Raw genomic sequence first — 19,748 nt, 5'->3', positions numbered from 1 at the left:
TGATTTGGAATGATAGATAAAACTGGGATCACATACCCATTTGTTTTTCGCGAAGTTCAGCAAGCGTTTTACAATCAATACATAAATCGGCTGTTGGTCTTGCTTCTAAACGGCGAATTCCAATTTCAACACCACAAGATTCACAATAACCAAAATCGTCTGATTCGATTTTCTTTAACGTTTTTTCAATTTTTTTGATGAGTCTTCTTTCTCTATCTCGAGCACGTAATTCAAGGCTGAATTCTTCTTCTTGTGTTGCTCGGTCAGCCGGATCTGGAAAGTTCGCTGCTTCATCTTGCATATGTGTAACTGTTTTTCCCATTTCACCTTGTAGCTGTGTTAGCCAAGCTTCTAAAATAAGTTTGAAATGTTTCAATTGCTTAGGGTTCATGTACTCCTCGTCTTTTGCCTCTTTATAAGGCTCAAGCCCAGCAATTGAAAGCAGGCTAAGAGAAGATGTATTTACTTTTTGTTCCTTTTTCACTGCAATCCCCTTAAGTAAAGATTATTTGAAAGCGCTAAACTATAGCAATAATTCAGCCTTTGGCAAATTTTTTTTATCATTTTTATAATTAAAAAATAAAAAAATAGTACAACTATATGTTATTAATAAAGATAATTAATTATTCCACTTTTTTAATCCATTTTCAGGGCATTTAGCTACTAAATCGTACAATTTGTCGTTATCGGGGAAAATAAGTTCAGGACTGATATCAAATAGTGGATAGAGGACAAATTCTCTATTTTTCATATGATAATGAGGGATAGTAAGTCTTTCATTATTAATGACTAAGTCATCATAAAGTAAAATATCTAAATCTAGGGTTCTAGCGCCCCAACGATTATCTTTGCGTACGCGTCCTTGTGCTTTTTCAATAGCTTGTAGTTCATCAAGCAATGCTATAGGCGATAAGCTTGTCGTCAGTTTAATTACTGCATTAAGATAATCATTTTGATCTTGTGGCCCTAAGGGCTTACTTCGGTAAAATGGTGAAATATCTACCACTTTTGTGCTAGGTAAACAGCGTAATGATTCAATAGCACGATTAGCTTGTGCAAACGGATCTTCAAGGTTGCTCCCTAAAGCAACATAACAAATTGACATAATTAGACTTATTTTTTTGTGATATTAAATATAATTGAATGGCAATATCTTAGCACATAAAAACAATTGCCAAGAATGATTATATAAATAGATTCATGCTTATGACTTTGTGTTATAAAAATATAACCATATAATCTTTAACTTTTTATCTATTTTTCATTATGTTACCTATGGTAAAGCAAATTATTTTATTAAATGGTTATTTTTATTAGTTATTGTATTTATTGAGAATATAAAATGAATTCAGGTCAACAATTAAGTTTTTTAATAAAAAATACTTCAATAATCAGTGATCCTCAAGTTATTGATTGTGCTATCAAGGGGATAACCGATTATTTTGCCTGTAGTTTACAAGCTTGTCAGGAAGATGATGTTCATAAATTACTAGCATGGATAGCAGATGAGGGTGGAAATACTAGAGCTTTGCTGATTGGTCAAAAAAAGTTAGCTACGGCAAGGCAAGCAGCACTTTTTAATGGCTTCCAAGCGCATTGTTTAGATTATGATGATGTACATTCAGATGTTAGAGGCCACCCCTCAGCCGTTATTTTATCCGCTCTTATTGCTAGTGTTCGATTAGATAGTATTGAACAAAAGGTTGATAGTCGGCGTTTTTTAACGGCTTATGTTATTGGTATCGAAGTGATGGCTTTGTTGGGTAAAAGTGTTAATCCACAGCATTATGAAAAAGGTTGGCATGCAACTATTACTTTGGGTGGAATTGCTGCCACTGCTGCTATTTGTTATCTCTATGATGAACCTTTTTTATCACAGGCATTAACATTAGCAGCTACACAAGCATCAGGAATGCGTTTGTTAATGGGTACTCCGATCAAATTTTTACATGCAGGACTAGCAGCACAGCATGCTGTACAATCTGTTGAATGGTTAAGAGCTGGTATACATGCCGATCAAGATTTTTTAGATGATAAATTAGGTTTTTTGGCTATTTATGGGCAAGGTAATACACATTTTGATTTAAGTCATTGGGGTAAAACTTGGAAGATTGTGGATCCCGGATTATGGTTTAAAAATTATTCTTATTGTTCAGCTGCTGCTTATATTGCTGATGCGGGTCAATTACTTTACCAAAATCTTAGCTTTGAATTTGATAATATTAATAATATTGTTATTTATTTTGCACCGCCAAATAGTGATGCTGCACTGATATATAAAACCCCTTCATTGGCGCAGCAAGGACGTTTTTCGGCTGAATATGTTTTAGCATTAACTCTTTTAGGATTGCCACTTGGTTTTGAGCAGTTTTCATCACAACCTATTTCAAATGCAATAAAACAATTAATGCAGAAGATGAAACGAAGTTATCAAACGCATCTTACGCCACATCCAGAAGCTTATAATGGGCGTTATGTAATTATTGATATTTTTCTTAAAAATGGTAAAAAGATAAGTCAGCGTATTGATATTCCCAAAGGTTCTCCTAAAAACCCATATAGCCAAACTGAAATGTCGTTAAAATTGCATTCAGCGATTAAAGATCAAGCTAAAGCAGAGCAATTATTAACAGATATTCATAAACTAGCAAAAGGTTTAGATATTCGTCAATTTCTATTATCTTATTTATTTACTCTTTAAATGTTAAATTATTATCATTAGTTAGTATAGTTTTTAACTAAATTTCAAAATCAATTTCGTCAGTTAGCTGGCGTAAAAATCGTTGCGTAATTTCATTTTGAGGATTATCGATGACTGATTTTGCTGATCCCTCTTCGATAATCATTCCTTCAGCCATAAAGATAATTCTATCTGCAACGTACTTAGCAAACTCCATTTCATGCGTTACTATAATCATAGTAATACGTTCTTTTGCTAGCTGTAGCATGACTTGCAATACTTCGTGTACTCGCTCAGGATCGAGTGCAGAAGTCGGTTCATCAAATAATAATACATTTGGTTTAACAGCTAAAGCTCTTGCAATTGCAACACGTTGTTGTTGACCACCCGATAAAGTGATGGGATATTGTGTTGCGTATGGCAACATACCGACTCGTTCTAATAATGATAATCCTTGTTGTTTTGCTTTGGTTTTATCCATTTTTTGACCAACAATTAATGGATAAGTTATATTTTCTAATGCTGTTTTATTTTTAAATAAATTATAGTGTTGAAAAACCATAGCGGACTGTTTTCGTAAGTTGCTTTCTTCTTTAATACTATAATGCTTACTATTAAGTGATACAGTTCCTATTTTGATAGTGCCTGTATTTGGTTTTTCTAGTAAATTTAAACAACGTAACAGAGTTGATTTTCCTGAGCCTGATGGGCCAATAATGGCAACAACTTCACCTTGTTTTATATTTAAGTTGATGTCTTTTAATACTTCATTATTTGCAAAACGTTTAGATAAATGCGAAACAGAAATCATAACCTTACTCCTTAACGATGATAAGGTATACTGAGCTTTTGCTCTAATTGTTTTTGTATCCAAGAATAGGCAACAACAGTTAGCCAGTAAACAATACCTACAGCTAGATAGGTTTCGAAGTAGAGGAATGAGTTAGCAGTTAACATTTTCCCCGATGCTAATAGTTCTTGCACGCCAACAAAAAAGGCAACAGACGAATCTTTAAGTAATGAAATGAACATATTGCCGGCGTTTGGTAGAGCATTGACCATAGCTTGTGGTAGTATAATACCTCGATAAACTTGTATTTTACTTAAACCAACGGTTATTCCTGCCTCTTTCTGCCCCTGATCAACGGACTTTAAACTTGCTCGGAAAATTTCAGCTAAATAGGACGAATATTTTAAACTGAAGCAGATAATGGCTGCTGTTGTAGCGCCCATTTGTTTTAAAACAGGAAAAATTTGTGGTAATCCATAATAAATAATAAACAGTAAAACAACAGAAGGTATTCCTCGAAACAGTGAAATAAACAGTGCAAAAAACGAATCGATAATGATTATTTTATTGCTACGTAATAGTGCAATCGCAAGTCCAAATATAATGGCAAACATAATCGATATGATGGTAATAAAAAGTGTAACAGGCAGATAAGGTAATATCTGCGGAAATACACTTAAAAAATAGTTTACATTAAAATTCATAGGGTAATATCTTCACCAAAATATTTAATTGCAAGGTTTTTCAATGTGCCATTGGTGCGTAACTTTTCGATGGCTTGATTGAATTTTTCACGTAGTGCTTGGCATTTTTCATCTTTACTAAATGGAAAAGCAACGTGCTCAATAGTAATTGGCTCACCCACTAATTTAAACGGTAGGTTTTTACGCTTAATTTCAGCCAGTAATATTGGCTTAGAATTGACATAACCATCAACTCGTCGATACTCCGTGTCATACATTGCACCATCTCGTGTTTCATAGGTCTTGATTGTTATTTCGTTGTTAGGAAAGGCTTTTTTTAGATTGTTTATATGATTTGAGCCTAGCACACCAGCAATGGTTTTACCTTTAAAATCAGATAATTGCTTAATATCGTTGTTATCTTTGTGGGTAACAACTTGGCTACCGTAAAGGCTATAGGTATTGGAAAAATCATATTTGGCTTGACGAGCATCTGTAACCGCAACTGCATTGGCAATAGTATCTAAACGCCCTGAATCAAATTGCCCCATTAAGCCACCAAATTCAGCAATGATCCATTCGACTTTATAGCCTAATTCGTTAGCAATTGCTTCAGTAACTTCAACATCAAATCCGACTAAATTGCCATCTTGTTTATAACCGTTTGGATAGCTTTGTCCTGTGGAGCCCACTTTAATGACATTTTGCTCTGTTACTTGGTGATTGGATTTATTATCACAACCAATTAAGGCTAGGCTAGTTAATAAAAGAGCGGACAGTAACTTGCTTATTTTTTTCATTGTTTATTACTCCTTTTTTTCCATTCGGTATAGTTTTTATGATTTAAGATTTTTTCAAAATAAAGTGTGGTATGATCGAGTGTTAAATTAGCTTGCCCTATTTTTTTATAGCCTCTATTAATATAAGTTTGGGCAAGCCATGGATGATTTGCAGCAGTGCCTAACGTGACAGCAGGTAATTTTAGTTGGTTAATTAGAATTTGCTGTTCAACAAAATCCCATAATGCATTACCATAACCTTTGCCTTTATATTGTGGCGCTGTTGCAAACCAACCTAAATGCGGTAACCCATAAGGTCCTGGGTTATTACCCCATGGAAAGCGAATACTTAAGGTTGATAGTAGATCACCTTCTTTTTCAAATAGATACACGGCATTGGAATTAATATGGTCAGCAATTTGCGATTGCGTGACTGTTGCTGCGACAAAATGGATGCCTAATTGAGTGGTGGATTGATAAGCATTATGCAATAGCGCCTGATAAGCAGGAATGTCTTTATGAGTGATTAAGCGAAAGCTCATGCTAATACTCCACACTGTTCAGCATATTGAATAACTTGTGCTACTTTTTCAGGTGCAGAGCCAATATAGCTAATTGGATCTAACCAAGCATCAAGTTCGGATTCGGTGAATTCTTTATTTAAACGTGGATCTTCTAATAATATATCTTTAAATGGTCGATTTTGTTCAAATGCTTTCATGGCGCTTTGGTAAACTAAATTATGTGCAGTTTGTTTGCCTAATCGTTTGCCGATTTCAAACATCACTTTTTCAGATAGTAGTAAACCATTTTGTAGTGATAAATTGATCAACATTTTTTCTGCATTGATTTTAAGTCCTTTAAGTACGGCAAGGGCTGTCTGTAATTGTGCTGAAATATAAAGGTTAATTTCTGGTAGTGCGATCCATTCGGCTCGCCAACTCATGGCATCGCGTTCATGTTCAACTTTCATTGATTCGTGAATTAATGCGACACTTTTTAAAAGTGGAGCTGTCAAACTGGCTAAACCTTCTAATGCCGCTGGGTTGCGTTTATGCGGCATGGTAGTTGAACCTATTTTTCCTTCCGAGAACGGTTCTTCAACTTCGTTAATTTCGGTACGCATTAAGTTGTAAAATTCATTGCCCATTTTACCTAATGTGCCACTAATTAGCGCAATGACTGATGCATATTCAGAAAAACGGTCACGAGCTGCTTGCCAACCGATATTAGGGGTATTTAGTCCCAGTATTGTTAAAGCACGCGTTTCAACTTGTGGTCCTAACTTGCCCATTGAGGCATAAGTACAAATTGCACCACTAATATTACCGACTAATACTCGCTGTTTGATTTCACTTAAACGTTGTAAGTGCCGAATAAATTCATCTAACCATACGGCAAGTTTAAAACCAAAGGTTGTAGGGAGTGCTTGCATGCCATGGGTTCGTCCAACCATGGGTAAATACTGATACTTTTTAGCTAAACGTTTTAGTTCTAGTGCCACTAGTTTGCTATCGCGTTCAATTACAGTAAAAGATTGTTTTAATTGTAAAACAGTTGCAGTATCGACGATATCTTGTGTAGTTGCGCCGTAATGAATATATTGACCCGCATCACCGACTTGTTTTTGCAGTGCATTAATTGTTGACATTAACGAATGTTTGGCTTTAGCTGCTTCTTCGGCAATTTGTTCAATTGATAATTTAGATGCATCGGCTTTGGATATGATTGAATTGGCTGCTTCAATTGGAATAACGCCTAACTCGCCTTCCGCTTTAGCTAAAGCAACTTCGACATCGACCTGTTTTTGCAAGCGATTTGTCTCTGACCAAATTGCTCTCATTTCGTTAGTACCAAAGTTATTGCCCAAAATTAAAAAATCTAAAATATGTGACGCCACCAAACTATCCTCAATAATTGTTACTATCTTACTTAATAATTATTAGTAATTATTGCAGTATCGTCTAATAATCTGTTTTTCTATTGATATAACCAAATGGAATAAAATACTAATGAGAAGGGGGGAGGTGTAAGTAATCATTAGGATAATTTTTGATTAATAAGGATATGTATGCCAAAGCTAAACCTGTTTTTTATAGTAAAAAACATATTAATTTAAAGGGGGGAAGTAAATAGAAACACCCTTTATTTGAGCGCTTCTATTGTTATGACTGTTTATTATTAAAATTTCTATAGTACTTCAACAATTGATTCGCAAAGTCTGGACATGTTATCTAATGTCATACCAGCCACGTTGATACGTCCTGAGTTTACGATGTAGATGCCATAATCATTACGCAATTTTAGCACTTGTTCTTCGTTCAAGCCACTGAACGAAAACATGCCATTTTGTTTGGCAATAAAACTAAAATCTTGATTTGCACCTTTGTCTTGTAAGGTTTTTACAAATAGTTGTCGCATGCGGTGAATACGTTGACGCATACTTGTTAATTCATCGATCCACTCTTCTTTTAATTCTTCATTGTTTAATATATAAGAGACGATTTTAGCACCATGGGCAGGAGGGTTTGAGTAATTAGCTCGAATAATTGTTTTGACTTGACTAAAGGCTCGATCGGCAATTTCAGCATTTGCCGCAATTAATGTAAATGCTCCCACTCGTTCGTTATATAAACCGAAATTTTTAGAGTATGAACTTGCAATAAGTAGTTCTGGATGATTATTGGCAAATAACCGTAACCCATAAACGTCTTCTTCTATACCTTGTCCAAAGCCTTGATAAGCTAAATCAAACAACGGTAACCAACCATTTTTTAAGGCAAGATCCGATATAGCTTGCCATTGTTCTGGGGTTGGATCGATACCCGTTGGGTTATGACAGCATCCATGGAATAATACCGCTTCGCCAGCGGTAACTTGGTTTAAGCTACTCATCATGGCATCAAAATCAAGAGTGTGCGTTTGTGCACTGTAATAATGGTATTCGCGTACTTCAAGGCCTGCCATTTGGAATACACTACGATGATTTGGCCAAGTTGGATTACTAACCCAAACTCGTTTTATTTTGGTTCGACGAGCTAAAAAGTCTGCCATAATGCGTAAAGCCCCTGTTCCTCCAGGTGCTTGTGCAGTTTTTGCTCGTTCATTTTCACTACCAAAAAGCAAAGTTTGCGTTGCAATATTGAAGGATTTGAGGCCGTCAATAGGAAAGTAACTTTTTGTGGTTTCGTCATTTAGTAACAAATGCCCTGCTTTTCTGACACTTTCTAAAATAGGGGTTTTGGTCGTTTCATCTTTATAAATACCGACACTTAAATTAATTTTATTGGTGCGTTCATCTTTATTATAAAGGTCTGCTAGCCCTAAAATGGGATCGGCTGGTGCTGCTGTCAAATTTTCAAACATAATCCACCTATTTAATTGATTATTATTACTGCATTATATACACATTATTTTGTAAGTTACAATTTCAAATAGGTATACGATAAAATAGATTTTTGTAAAATTTTTAACGTTCTTATAGTTACTGAAAAACTGTAAGTTGATTAAAAAATGAAATCAAATCATTAGTTAATGTCGTTAGTTCTCCTGTAATTAAGTCCTCTTTTACTATTTCGCCCGTTAAATTGTTTAATGAAATTATTTTTGTGCTGTCATCTGTCGTAGCTATAAAAATGGTTGCTGTTCGTTTTAATCTTTTTTGTTGGGATAAATGAGCTATTAAATTTTGTTCTAAAGTTGAAAAGTCATCATCGTTCCATGCTTGAATTAAGGTTAAATGTGTGTCGGTAAATTTAGCCGTCATATTGCCAGCATATTGTGTACCATAAAAAATGTGAGCAGAGGGATGTAAAATGATACCAATAACTTGTTCAACAATCGAGAGATCTCTTGGTGGTTCTAATAAAAATGGTTGCCAAAATACCGTGAGATGGTCAGTTTTTAAAATACAAGGCGAGGGGATGGCATGTAGTTCTTCGCTTTGTGGTGCGTATTTGAATTGCTCAATCCAACGAGTAGTAAAATTAAGTAAGGCAGTTTTATTGGCAGAGTTCATAAACAGATATATCTCATATTTAAATTATAATGTCATTTTATTGTAATTATACTGATTAGGATTCGTTATGCATAATTGCATCGGTGTTTTATTTTTAGTTAATGGGATAATTAGTAAGAAAAAATTTTGTAAAAAAGTTTCAGGTAACTATGTGTTTCAGTAAAAAATTTAAGCAAATTAAATAAGTTATTTATTGTGTGATTAAAGCAAGTTGAATATAGCTAAAAATGAATTCTTAACTGTTTGTAAAACAGCCAGTTTAATTTGCTTGCTATCCTTGACTGAAACGTTAATAATAGTGACGGATAATTTTATCCTTGTAATGCAGCAATGGCGTTAGACATTACAGTTTTTCAAAATAAAATAGCGTAAGTAGAATCATTATAATTAGATAATATGTTTATTTTAAACAATTGCATAAAGATTTAGTTTATTTGCTAAAGCCGTTAAGAAACATAGGTTTGCAAATTAGCCATATTAATAGTGTCAATAAATTATACAATTAGGTTTTTTTAAATATTTAGTGCTTTTTAATTTAGCATGTTACTTAATGTATGATATTGATGTTGTGTAAGCGGTATCAGGTTCACATAAAATAATAACAAAAATAACATAAATAAAATAATGAATGCTGTATACCAATATTTAGTTAAGTACCATTATTCATCATTGTTAAAATAATCACTTATCAATAATAAGATTCTACCTACTGTTAATTAAGATTAATCAAGAGTGTAGAATAATGAAAAGAATGCTAATCAATGCAACCCAGCAAGAAGAGCTGCGAGTTGCGCTTGTTGATGGTCAACGATTGTATGATTTAGATATCGAAAGCCTTGGACATGAACAAAAAAAAGCGAATATTTATAAAGGTAAAATCACTAAAATCAATCCAAGTTTAGAAGCTGCTTTTGTTTCGTATGGTGGTGAGCGTGATGGTTTTTTACCTTTAAAAGAGATTGCTGAAAGCTATTTCCCATCTAATATTTCTGGTCGTCGTAGTATTAAACATCTACAGGAAGGTCAAGAAGTCCTTATCCAAATTGAAAAAGAGATTCGTGGCAAAAAAGGTGCGGCTTTAACCACCTATATTAGTTTAGCTGGTAGCTACTTGGTGTTGATGCCTAATGATCCTCGTGCTGGCGGTGTTTCGCGCCGTATAGAAGGTGAAGAAAGAGCAGATCTTAAGCGTATTATTGATGCAATTGAAAAGCCAAAAGGCATGGGTGTTATAGCTCGGACGGCGGGTGTTGGTAAAAGCCAAGAGGAGTTGCAACAAGATTTAGATGCATTAGTTAACTATTGGACAGCAATTCAAAACGAAGCCAAAAAACATCCTGCACCAAGCTTGATTCATAAAGAAAGTGATATCATTACTCGTGCGTTTCGTGATTATTTGCGTGATGATGTTGGTGATATTTTAATTGATAATCCTAAAGTACTTGAGATTGCTAAAAAACGTTTAGCTGATTTGGGACGAGTTGAGTATATCGGTCGCTTAAAGCTTTATGAGGGTGATGTGCCATTATTTAATCATTTCCAAATTGAGGGGCAGATTGAATCGGCATTTCAGCGAGAAGTTCGCTTACCTTCTGGTGGTTCAATTGTTATTGATGCCACAGAAGCGCTTACAGCAATCGATATTAACTCGGCTAAATCCATTCGTGGTAGTGATATTGAAGAAACAGCATTTAATACTAACCTTGAGGCAGCCGAAGAAATAGCTCGTCAACTACGTTTACGCGATTTAGGTGGTTTGATTGTTATCGATTTTATTGATATGACACCAGTCCGTAATCAACGTGAGGTAGAAAACCGCTTAAAAGAAGCGATGAAAACCGATCGTGCACGAATTCAAACTACGCGAATTTCACGCTTTGGTTTACTTGAAATGTCGCGCCAACGTTTAAGCCCTTCATTACGCGAAGCAACGCATCACATTTGCCCTCGTTGTCAAGGTACAGGCACAGTTAGGGACAATAATTCATTGTCTTTATCTATTCTTCGATTGATTCAAGAAGAAGCAATGAAAGATAATACAGTACAAATCGATGTCATTGTTCCTGTGCCAATAGCGAGCTACTTACTCAACGAAAAACGTCGTGCTATCACCAATATTGAAAGTATGCATCCTGATGTCAAAATTGTGATTGCTGGCGATGAAGAGATGGAAACACCATTGTATAAGGTGATTCGTAAGCGTAGAGGCGAAGAAACAGATGTACTGAGTTATAATCTTCCAAAATTGATTCGTGAACTTGAGGAAGAGGAAGAAGAGCAACAAGCTGTTGAAGTTATTGTTGAACAAGCTGTATTATCTGGACCTAAAGTTGAAGCTTGTGCAACACCAAAAGAAAAGGTAGAGTCAAAAACTATAAAATCAGGCGGTCTGTTTAGTGGATTATTTGGTAAATTACGTAAACTGTTTGTTACTGAAAAAGTAGAACCACAGCCAGAAGTTAAAACAAGACCGACTAAAAGACGGGATAATCAACGTTCAAACAATCGACGTCAACGTAATCACCGAAATAACAATGCTGCTAATAATGGTAATTTTGTTGCAGCAGGCAATATTGACGAGGTTAAAGAATCAAGTCGAAATAATAATCGCAGAGCTAAACAAAATAGTAATTCAAATGCTAATTTGTCAGACTCTGAAAACAATCTTAAGGCAGATAGAGTTGTCGAGGAAGTGGTACAACCAAAACTGCGTGAGGCTAAGCCAAGACGCCAACAACGAGCATTAACTAAAAGTGTTCGTGTGAAAAATAGTAATACTACTGCCACGGTGCAGACTGAACAAGAACGAGTAATTATCCCTTCTTTATTATTACCTGTTATTGTCTCAGAATCAGCTGAGGGCAATATTGTATCGGAAATTCAACCGAAACGTCAGCGTCGTACTTCAAGACATTTACGAATGAATGGCCAACGTAATAAACGCCGTGTTCGTAATGTAGAACTAAAACAGTCTCCAATACCATTGCCGTTTGCTGCAGCATCATTGGAATTAGCTTTAGGTCGTGTTGTTGTTGATTACAGTCAAATAGCTAATTATGAACCACATAATGTGGTACCTGTCATTCCATCGCTTTTACTTCCTGTTATTGTTAAAAATGAGGAAGATGTAAATAGAACTGCTAGTGTTGATGAGGTATCAAAAGCTCCCATATTTGTAAGTGCTCAAGAGGATTTTAACGTTAGTGAGAAAAATGATAATGATCTTGTAATTAATGATTCACACTCAATAGGTTATTCCTCATCAGCAATGACTAAAGCACCTGCACCAGAATATGTGACTTATGATGTTGAAATAAAATTGCGTGAAGAATCAGATTATCATTTTGAAGGTAAAGGTAATGCTGGTGGTTTAAGTGCTCAGGATCATGCTTATGCCGCAGCAAGTAAACCAGTAATACTGGATAATCAATAAATAGATTAAAACACGGTGGCGTGGTTATGTTGCCGTGTTTTAATTAATTATAATAGCGATAAAGATAAATAATGATTATCTATATTTTCAAGAAAATAGTAACGTTTTTGTTTATTATCTGCGTATTAGCTCAGATTAGTTTTTGTTTAGTTTATTTTAGCCCTCACTCAACATTTAACATTAATAATTTAAGCTTTTTGGATGCCTACAGTGCTTTTTTTAAACAGTTGCTGCAGGGGCAATTCAGATTGTTAACTGGAGAAACAGTGCCGTTTCTCCATACACTATTGGCTACATTTGAACTGTGCATTCTTGCTTTATTCGTTGCTTTACTGATTGGATTGCCATTGGGAATTTTTCTTGGACTTAGTAATATTCATTGGTTAAATAATATTATCCGTTTAGGATCTTTATCTTTGTATTCTTGCCCTATAGTTATGGTTGTTATTATTGTTATGTATTGGTTATCGCCAACTTGGTCGATATCGATGAATTTTAATGTATCGCCATCAGTAGCTGGAACTTCGTTATTGGATCTTTTAATTTCATCAAAAACAGATAAATGGCATATGATATTGGGCCAACTTCACTATTTGTTTTTGCCGATCATTATTTTAGCTATTCAACCAAGCATTATGACTATTCAACTCGTTAGCCAGAATGTAAGAAATACATCACGACAGAATTTTATTAAAATGGCGATTATTCGTGAACGATCACCGTTTAAAATTTTACGCCGCCATTTATTACCTAATTCCATTCCTGCAACTATTCCACAGCTGACTTATAATACGACAACACTACTTTTTTCAACTATGGTAATTGAAATTTTATTTAATCGAGTAGGATTGGGGCAATGGGTGATGCTTGCTTATCATCATCATAATTATTTTGTTATTTCTATTGCCATTTTAGCCTGTGGCACTGTCATCAGTTTGTTAACGTTATTGGGCGAAATTTCGGCGGTAGTTATTTATCCTTTACGTCATAAGGAACATTATGTCTAGGCGAGCAAGATTGCTTCAAAATGTCAATTTAAGCTTTAATCGGTTGCATAGTAATTTCTACTTAGTTGTTGGCCTTTATGGCATATTGGCGCTTGCCTTTGTGGCATTATCAACCAAATGGTTCTTTCATGCCCATTTAAACCCTATTTACCCAACTTCATTACCACCTGCTTGGTGGTCTAATGGTGATATTAATCATGTATTAGGTACTAACGCTAAAGGACAAGATATTTTTGATTATTTGTTAATTGGTTATCGCTCAACTATGTCAATGACCTTAAAGGCGGTTTTTTATGTGGTAGTCATTGGTGGGTTAATCAATTATTTAATGTTTTTTATATCATTTATACGCCCTTTTATATTATTTGTTTTTAAATTTTGTATGGTAGTACCACCGTTACTTGGTGTGATTGTTATTAGCTTATTATTAGAAGATGACATTACTAATATTTTATTGGTAATAGGGTTATCTTATACGCCACGCTTTATTTATAATATTCATCAGCGTGCCATCAATGAATGGAATAAAACATATATTACGGCCTATAGACTTGATGGATTATCTTCCTTTACAATTTTTAATCATTATATTTTACCTAATATTTTACCTATTTATTTGACTGAAATTGTTTCGCTATTTGGTTCGATTATTTTAACTATTACTACTATAACTTTTTTAGGTTTTGCTAATGATGTTTCTCGACCAGATTTAGGTATGATGATGTTTCAAATGAAAGATATCATTGCAACTAATTATTTAGCCTTTTTATCTCCGGGAATTGCGGTTTCTGCTACAATTATTTTGGTTTATTTATTCAATTTTGGATTATATGGCCGTCGAGCAGGAACTTAATTATGGCATTGTTAGATATTCGGAATTTAACCATTGAGTTTATTACACCAGATGGTCTTTTACGTGCAATTGATCGTGTAAATTTAAAGTTGTCAGAAGGTGAAATTCGAGGTTTAGTTGGTGAGTCAGGATCTGGAAAAAGCCTTATCGCTAAAGCTATTTTAGGTGTGACTAATCATAATTGGAAGATTTCAGCTGATCGATTTTATTTTAATGACATTGATTTACTTAAACTCACTCCTAGACAGCGCCGAAAAGTCATTAGTGCCAATATATCGATGATATTCCAAGAACCACAATCTTGCTTAGATCCTTCCATGAAAGTAGGACAACAGTTAATTAGTGCAATTCCAAGAAGGACATTTAAAGGGCATTGGTGGCAAAGGTTATTTTGGCGTAAACATCGAGCGATTGAGTTATTGCATCGGGTAGGAATTAAGAATCATAAGGAGATATTAAAATCTTATCCGTTTGAATTGACTGAAGGTGAATGTCAAAAAGTCATGATTGCAATTGCGTTGGCTAATCAGCCTAAGCTACTTATTGCTGATGAGCCGACAAATGCGATGGAAGCAACTACAGAAGCACAAATTTTTAGGTTGCTAGCTAGTATGAATCAAAATGTGGGTACCACTATCTTATTTATTAGTCATGATCTGCAAATGGTTACCAGATGGACTGATCGTATCAATGTTTTATATTGTGGACAGACAGTTGAAGTTGCTGATAGTAAAGATTTAATTAAATCGCCTTATCATCCTTATACTCAGGCGCTAATTTATGCAATTCCTGACTTTGGTAAAGCGATGCCGCATAAAAGTCCTTTAAATACTTTGCCTGGAGTGATCCCATCATTAGAACACCTACCAATAGGTTGTCGATTAGGTCCTCGTTGTCCATATGCCCAGAAAAAATGTATTTTGGCGCCAGAATTGATACCGATAAAAGATCATTTCGTAGCCTGTCATTTTCCGTTAAATACTGATGAGTAGCCATAAATAATAGGAATATACGATGAATCCAATATTAAGAGTGCGTAACTTATCTAAGCAATTTAAAATTCCTAAAGGATTTCTGGGACATTTATACATTAATGCGGTGAAGCCATTATCGTTTTCTCTTAATGAAGGTAAAACGCTTGCAATTATCGGACAAAATGGCTCTGGCAAATCGACACTCGCAAAAATGTTAGTTGGTATGATAAAGCCTGATAGTGGAGATATCTGGATTGACGGTAATAAAGTTCAATACGGCGATTATAGCTATCGTTGTCAACTAATTCGTATGATATTTCAGCATGTAGAAAGTTCATTTGATCCACGATTACGTATTGGGCAATTGCTTGAAATCCCATTAAAGTGTAATGCTAATTATGATGCTCATGAACGTGAAAAGTTAATTAGAGATGTATTGAAGCAAGTTGGATTGTTACCTGAACATGCCTCTTATTATCCTTCAGTGATGGCTGCGGGGCAAAAACAGCGAGTAGCATTAGCTCGAGCATTGATTTTAAAACCTAAAGTGATAATTTTAGATGAAGCATTAGCTGCACTTGATATTTCGATGCGTTCACAAATTGTTAATTTAATGCTGATGTTACAAGCTGAACAAAATATCTCTTATGTATATGTTACTCAAGATATTGGGATGATGAAACATATCAGCGATGAAATTTTAGTTATGCATAATGGCGAATTGGTTGAATATGGTAATACTGCTGAAGTATTAGCTTCACCGCTGAGTGATATTACCCAAAAATTAATCAATAGCTATTTTGGTGAAGCGCTTACTGCAGATACTTGGCGTACCGATACTCGTACTTTTTAATTAACAAATCTATCGGAGTGATTTTGATTTTTGCATGAAGTAATACACATTTCTTTAGAATGTTTGTTAATTTGTAATTTGATTATTCTGATGATTTTGTTAAATAAAAAATCTCGACAAATAAATTAAAAGATACTATATTTAGCTATATAGATTTCTAGACGTCTATTTTGATGTTTAAAAATGACTTACCGATTTAGGAGTTTTTGTTATGCCTATTTGTATTCCTGACTCATTACCTGCGGTTGATGTATTACGTAATGAGAATGTATTTGTTATGACTTCATCGCGTGCTAATACCCAAGAAATTCGACCTCTTAAGCTTCTTTTTTTAAATTTAATGCCTAAAAAAATCGAAACAGAAAACCAATTTTTACGCTTACTTTCTAATTCGTCTTTACAAGTTGATATTCAGTTATTACGTATTGATCAGCGAGAGTCTAAAAATACGCCTATTGAACATTTAAATAGTTTTTATTGTGATTTTGATGATATTTGTGAGCAAAATTTTGATGGGTTAATTATAACAGGTGCCCCACTAGGGAAAGTGGCTTTTTCCGATGTTGTGTATTGGTCTAAGTTAGCCAAAATTATTACTTGGGCAAAGGATCATGTTACTTCAACTATGTTTGTTTGTTGGGGTGTTCAAGCTGCTTTGAATGTCTTATATGATTTACCAAAATTTACTCGCACGCAAAAGTTATCGGGTGTTTTTCAGCATCATATTGTGCAAACTAATGCGATTTTAACACGTGGTTTTGATGATACCTTTTGGGCTCCTCATTCTCGTTATGCTGATTTTCCAATTGATAAAATAAAAACATATACCGATTTAACTATTTTAGCTGAGTCTGATATTACCGGTCCTTATTTAATGGCTACAGCTGATAAGCGAATGGTGTTTGTAACAGGTCATCCTGAATATGATTCTTCAACGTTGGCAAATGAATATTATCGAGATTTAAATGCAGGTATTCATCCTGATATGCCATATAATTATTTTCCTGATAATAATCCTCATTTAACACCAAAAGCCACATGGCGTAGCCACGCTTACCTATTATTTAGTAATTGGCTCAACTATTATGTTTACCAGTTAACTCCATTTGATTTAACTACTCGAAATTTAACGATTGATGACTAATAAAGGTTAGCCGCATCTTATAATCAAATTTTGTTAGGTTGTTGCTAGATTTATTTAACAATAACCTATTTAAATTGGATCTTACAATGCCAAATATTAAATAATAATTGGTAAAACTTGCGAAATATTATCTAAATGTAATTTTAGTTATATAACTAGACTTGTAACCAGAATGTTACAGGACCATCATTAATCAATGATACTTGCATGTCAGCTGCAAATTGACCTGTTTGAGTTGTTATTTTTTGTTGGCATTGTTCTACAAAAAACTGGTAAAGCCTATTTGCTTCATCGGGTTTAGCGCCTTTTGTAAAGCTTGGTCGCATTCCTTTTTTAGTGTCTGCAGCTAGGGTGAATTGAGAAACAACTAATATTTCGCCATTAGCTTGGTTAACATTTAAATTCATTTTTCCTTCATTATCGCTGAAAATACGATAACCTAAAACTTTATCACATAAACGAATTGCTTTTTGTTCGTCATCATCTTGCTCAACTCCCAGGAAAATCAGTAAACCCTGATTAATCTGCCCAATGATATTATTGTCTATTGTCACACTAGCTTGTTTTACTCGTTGGATTAAGGCGATCATAATTTAATTACTCTGGTAAAGAAGGGTTGTTAACAATATGTTTTTTTTGTCGATTATAGTCAGTTAAGGTTGCTGCAAATTCGGCCCCAAACAAGACAATGCACCAAGAAAAATAGATCCAAACTAACATAATGGGGATTGATGATACTACTCCGTAAATAAGTTGATATGTTGGAAACGAAGTAACATATAGTGCAAATGCGCGTTTTCCTATTTCAAATAATGCTGCAGCGACAAACGCTCCAATCATCGATTCTTTTAAAGGTACAGACTCGGTCGGGATAATGCTATAAAGTAGCCAAAATCCAATCATAGAAATAATAAATGGTAAGCAATTAAGTAGTATATTACCCGTTGTTGCGGTAGATAGCCATTTCAATGAAAAAATATAAGAGCTAATCGCTATACTAGAACCAATTAAAATTGGGCCTAAGGTTAGTATTGTCCAATACATGGTTAGATTGTACATGAAGGAACGTTTGCGTTTAGTTTGCCAAATATGATTAAGTGCTGTATTAATTGAGTTGATAAGCAACAGTGATGTAACAATCAGACCAATTACACCAACAAAGGTCATTTTTTTTGTATTGGAGATGAATTGTTCTAAATAATTTTGAATGGTGTCACTCGCCGTTGGAACAAGATTGTTATAGATTAATTGTTTCAATAAATGGCTAATTTCATCAAACATAGGAAAAGCTGAAAGTAAAGAAAAAATAACGGTAATAAGTGGAACTAGTGCTAGTATAGTGGTATAAGCAAGTCCCGCAGAAGATGTTGTTAGCCGGTCATGGTTGATACGATTCCATAACATTTTTATAAAAATCTGTATTTGCGTCATTGATCTCATCGGCTTTTTATATTCTAGTTAGAAATAACACAATTATTAATCCCATTACTATTTAATAAGTTTAATGTGATATCGGCTTCTTTTTTACTGGTATAAGGTCCTACTGTGACTCGATATAATTGGCCTGAAGAAATATTGCCACTAACCCCAGTCATTGCAAGCTTAGCTTTTAGTTTATCAGCATTAGATTTATCTTTAAATGCTCCACATTGCAATAGCCATTTGTTTGTAATAGCTTGTGTTGGTTGTGATGTTACATTTGATGTTTGGTTTTGCGTTGTTGCTTCTTTTTTAGAAGACGTCACACTGCGTGAATTATTAACAAAGCTATTTAGGATTTGCTCTCTTTCACTAGCAATTGAACTTGACGCAGAACCATAATTAGCATTAGGAGTTTCTAATTCCTTAAGGTATGTCCAACGCTCTTGAGGTTGTTCAGGTAAAGTTATTGAAGGAGGTTGAGTTTTTGTTTTTGGCGGTTCAGCGGTTTTTTTAGGTGTATTATTTGCAACAAAATAGAGAATAGCAGAAAATAAAATAATGATTATAATAGCCAAAAATATCATAAAATTAGGCTTATTTCGTGACTTACTTTTTTTTGATTGGCTCTTTTTTCTGACATAATCACGCTGAACCACAATAAACTCTCTTTTTAATAATATTGTGTAAAATAAAACTAGTATATAAATAAAAAAAGTGGCTTACACCACTTTTTTTCGTATTTCTTTAACTATGTTAGTTAAAAAATTAATGTATTAAGCCAACGCTTTAATTTGTTTGATTAAATTTGCTTTATGACGTGCAGCTTTATTTTTGTGAATTAAGCCACGAGCCGCTTGACGGTCAACAACTGCTTGCATGTCTTTGAATGCCACTTCAGCTGTTTGTTTATCACCAGCTGCAACAGCTGCGTAAACTTTCTTAATATAAGTACGCATCATTGAACGGTTACTAGCATTATGTTTACGGCGTTTTTCGGATTGAACCGCACGCTTCTTAGCTGATTTGATATTAGCCAAAGTCAACTCCCAAGTTTAGATAAAAATTACATATTAATAAGGTGGCAAAATATGCCTTAATTTCTTCCTATTGTC

Annotated in this window: 20 protein-coding genes; 7 read left to right on the top strand and 13 right to left on the bottom strand. The window is 34.4% G+C overall.

Annotated features, from left to right (window positions below; all coding sequences use genetic code 11):
- Window positions 1-28: 28 nt before the first annotated feature.
- Together dksA and folK are read right to left on the bottom strand one after the other, a co-directional pair.
- Window positions 29-484, bottom strand: a complete 456-nt coding sequence (gene dksA, locus ACGH80_RS00395; protein ID WP_065606514.1) for an RNA polymerase-binding protein DksA — start codon at window positions 482-484, stop codon at window positions 29-31.
- Window positions 485-619: 135 nt separating this feature from the next.
- Window positions 620-1,105, bottom strand: coding sequence for a 2-amino-4-hydroxy-6-hydroxymethyldihydropteridine diphosphokinase (folK, locus tag ACGH80_RS00390; RefSeq protein WP_034910368.1), 486 nt, complete (start codon window positions 1,103-1,105; stop codon window positions 620-622).
- A 237-nt stretch (window positions 1,106-1,342) separates the two neighbouring features.
- Here folK and ACGH80_RS00385 point away from each other — a divergent pair, with 237 nt between their 5' ends.
- The gene (locus ACGH80_RS00385; protein WP_411630373.1) at window positions 1,343-2,701 is read left to right on the top strand and encodes an MmgE/PrpD family protein; all 1,359 of its coding nucleotides are present in this window, start codon (window positions 1,343-1,345) and stop codon (window positions 2,699-2,701) included.
- A gap of 37 nt (window positions 2,702-2,738) precedes the next feature.
- Here ACGH80_RS00385 and ACGH80_RS00380 read toward each other — a convergent pair whose 3' ends face one another.
- From ACGH80_RS00380 to syd, 7 genes are all read right to left on the bottom strand, one after another.
- On the bottom strand, window positions 2,739-3,491 hold the full coding sequence (locus tag ACGH80_RS00380; protein WP_085163860.1) for an amino acid ABC transporter ATP-binding protein: 753 nt from the start codon (window positions 3,489-3,491) through the stop codon (window positions 2,739-2,741).
- Window positions 3,492-3,502: 11 nt separating this feature from the next.
- Window positions 3,503-4,174, bottom strand: a complete 672-nt coding sequence (locus ACGH80_RS00375) for an amino acid ABC transporter permease (protein WP_034910372.1) — start codon at window positions 4,172-4,174, stop codon at window positions 3,503-3,505.
- Entirely contained in the window at window positions 4,171-4,953 is a 783-nt protein-coding gene (locus tag ACGH80_RS00370; protein ID WP_411630372.1) for an amino acid ABC transporter substrate-binding protein, read from the bottom strand. The genes ACGH80_RS00375 and ACGH80_RS00370 overlap by 4 nt, the downstream gene beginning before the upstream one ends.
- Window positions 4,950-5,474 carry a GNAT family N-acetyltransferase gene (locus tag ACGH80_RS00365; protein ID WP_081296750.1) on the bottom strand — a complete coding sequence of 175 codons (525 nt, stop codon included), beginning with the start codon at window positions 5,472-5,474 and terminating at the stop codon, window positions 4,950-4,952. The genes ACGH80_RS00370 and ACGH80_RS00365 overlap by 4 nt, the downstream gene beginning before the upstream one ends.
- Window positions 5,471-6,832 (bottom strand): adenylosuccinate lyase, encoded by a 1,362-nt coding sequence (gene purB, locus ACGH80_RS00360; protein WP_174798856.1) that lies wholly within the window; start codon window positions 6,830-6,832, stop codon window positions 5,471-5,473. Before purB ends, ACGH80_RS00365 begins: the two co-directional genes overlap by 4 nt.
- Window positions 6,833-7,122: 290 nt before the next feature.
- Window positions 7,123-8,298, bottom strand: a complete 1,176-nt coding sequence (locus tag ACGH80_RS00355; RefSeq protein ID WP_174798857.1) for an aromatic amino acid transaminase — start codon at window positions 8,296-8,298, stop codon at window positions 7,123-7,125.
- 118 nt (window positions 8,299-8,416) lie between these two features.
- Window positions 8,417-8,950, bottom strand: coding sequence for a SecY-interacting protein (gene syd, locus ACGH80_RS00350; protein ID WP_085163865.1), 534 nt, complete (start codon window positions 8,948-8,950; stop codon window positions 8,417-8,419).
- 742 nt (window positions 8,951-9,692) lie between these two features.
- On the opposite strand from syd, the gene rne reads away from it, so the two are divergent.
- From rne to metA, 6 genes are all read left to right on the top strand, one after another.
- A complete protein-coding gene (rne, locus tag ACGH80_RS00345; RefSeq protein ID WP_065589647.1) occupies window positions 9,693-12,383 on the top strand; it encodes a ribonuclease E in 2,691 nt (896 codons plus the stop codon).
- Window positions 12,384-12,631: 248 nt separating this feature from the next.
- Window positions 12,632-13,390, top strand: coding sequence for an ABC transporter permease subunit (locus tag ACGH80_RS00340; RefSeq protein ID WP_238786423.1), 759 nt, complete (start codon window positions 12,632-12,634; stop codon window positions 13,388-13,390).
- Window positions 13,383-14,243 carry an ABC transporter permease subunit gene (locus ACGH80_RS00335; protein ID WP_065589645.1) on the top strand — a complete coding sequence of 287 codons (861 nt, stop codon included), beginning with the start codon at window positions 13,383-13,385 and terminating at the stop codon, window positions 14,241-14,243. The genes ACGH80_RS00340 and ACGH80_RS00335 overlap by 8 nt, the downstream gene beginning before the upstream one ends.
- Before the next feature lie 2 nt (window positions 14,244-14,245).
- Window positions 14,246-15,235, top strand: a complete 990-nt coding sequence (locus ACGH80_RS00330; protein ID WP_065589644.1) for an oligopeptide/dipeptide ABC transporter ATP-binding protein — start codon at window positions 14,246-14,248, stop codon at window positions 15,233-15,235.
- Between the two features lie 22 nt (window positions 15,236-15,257).
- Complete coding sequence (locus ACGH80_RS00325) at window positions 15,258-16,070, top strand: ATP-binding cassette domain-containing protein (RefSeq protein ID WP_065589643.1); 813 nt, start codon at window positions 15,258-15,260, stop codon at window positions 16,068-16,070.
- A 211-nt stretch (window positions 16,071-16,281) separates the two neighbouring features.
- Window positions 16,282-17,214, top strand: coding sequence for a homoserine O-acetyltransferase MetA (gene metA, locus ACGH80_RS00320; protein WP_065589642.1), 933 nt, complete (start codon window positions 16,282-16,284; stop codon window positions 17,212-17,214).
- Window positions 17,215-17,369: 155 nt separating this feature from the next.
- Here the strand turns inward: metA and dtd are convergent, their stop codons facing one another.
- From dtd to rpsT, 4 genes are all read right to left on the bottom strand, one after another.
- Complete coding sequence (gene dtd / locus ACGH80_RS00315; RefSeq protein ID WP_065589641.1) at window positions 17,370-17,804, bottom strand: D-aminoacyl-tRNA deacylase; 435 nt, start codon at window positions 17,802-17,804, stop codon at window positions 17,370-17,372.
- 7 nt (window positions 17,805-17,811) lie between these two features.
- On the bottom strand, window positions 17,812-18,645 hold the full coding sequence (locus tag ACGH80_RS00310) for a virulence factor BrkB family protein (protein WP_218055834.1): 834 nt from the start codon (window positions 18,643-18,645) through the stop codon (window positions 17,812-17,814).
- A 23-nt stretch (window positions 18,646-18,668) separates the two neighbouring features.
- Window positions 18,669-19,220, bottom strand: coding sequence for an SPOR domain-containing protein (locus ACGH80_RS00305; protein WP_411630371.1), 552 nt, complete (start codon window positions 19,218-19,220; stop codon window positions 18,669-18,671).
- Window positions 19,221-19,409: 189 nt separating this feature from the next.
- Complete coding sequence (gene rpsT / locus ACGH80_RS00300) at window positions 19,410-19,673, bottom strand: 30S ribosomal protein S20 (protein ID WP_025316521.1); 264 nt, start codon at window positions 19,671-19,673, stop codon at window positions 19,410-19,412.
- Window positions 19,674-19,748 lie beyond the last annotated feature (75 nt).

The organism is Gilliamella sp. BG1, from assembly GCF_046635625.1.
Classification (GTDB): Bacteria; Pseudomonadota; Gammaproteobacteria; order Enterobacterales; family Orbaceae; genus Gilliamella; species Gilliamella bombi.
Note: the sequence above shows the minus strand (reverse complement) of the source record. Positions and strands in the feature narration are given on the sequence as shown.